This window comes from Undibacterium sp. TJN25 (assembly GCF_049339885.1).
Lineage (GTDB): Bacteria > Pseudomonadota > Gammaproteobacteria > Burkholderiales > Burkholderiaceae_D > Undibacterium.
Genome location: NZ_JBMPPM010000035.1, coordinates 1 through 889, shown reverse-complemented (window position 1 = coordinate 889; position 889 = coordinate 1). Strand labels below are relative to the sequence as shown.

Genomic DNA, 889 nt, shown 5'->3' with positions numbered 1-889 from the left:
ACCTGCGTTCCGAAGCCTTCGGCATCTCACTGCTGGAAGGCGCCATGTTCGGCAAACCGATGATCTCCAGCGAGATCGGCACCGGCACCACCTACATCAACCTGGCCGACCAGACCGGGCTGGTGGTACCGCCCAACGATCCGGCCGCCCTGCGCAATGCCATGCAATACCTGTGGAACCACCCGCAAAGGGCGGAAGAGATGGGCAGGCGCGCGTATGAACGCTACCAGACCTTGTTCACGTCGGAGCAGATGGCGCGGGGTTATGTGGGCTTGTATCAGCGGGTGCTGGAGGATGCTGCCGGAAGAAAGATGCAGCTGAGTTCAGTGTCCTGACAGGGATAAAAAAAGCGCATCGGCATGCATATGCCGGTGCGCTTTTTAATTTCAGGGCATGGTGCGGCTAGTGTCGCGGGTCAGCTCATGTTCAAATAATACCCGGCCATAGATGTCATCGAAGCGTACGATATCGTCTTCGCCCAGGTAAGAACCGGATTGCACCTCGATTAGTTCCAGGTCGGTTTCTCCACGGTTTTCCAGCCTATGTTTGACGCCTACCGGTATGTACACGGACTGGTTGGCAAGCAGCGTCAGCAACTGTTCGCCCTTGGTGACGATGGCAACGCCTTTCACGACGATCCAGTGTTCCGCCCTGTATCTGTGCATCTGCATCGATAGCTGGGCACCAGGCTTGACCACAATGCGCTTGACCTGGAAATGCTCGCCGCTATCGACAGAATCATAATGCCCCCAGGGCCGGTACACCTTGCGATGGTTGTCCGCCTGCGCATAGTTGCCCTCCCGCAGGCGGCTGACGATGCGCTTGATGTTTTGCGTATTGCTCTTGTTGGTCACCAGCACCGCATCCGGGGTTTCCACCACGATCACAT

General features: G+C 57.3%; 2 protein-coding genes. One reads left to right on the top strand and one right to left on the bottom strand.

Annotation, left to right across the window (positions count from 1 at the left end; genetic code table 11):
• Positions 1-335: glycosyltransferase (locus ACO0LO_RS28985; protein ID WP_422970014.1), on the top strand; the 335-nt coding region annotated here is incomplete at its 5' end.
• A 51-nt stretch (positions 336-386) separates the two neighbouring features.
• Here ACO0LO_RS28985 and ACO0LO_RS28980 read toward each other — a convergent pair.
• On the bottom strand, positions 387-889 hold a 503-nt coding region (locus ACO0LO_RS28980; RefSeq protein ID WP_422970012.1), incomplete at its 5' end, for a cupin domain-containing protein.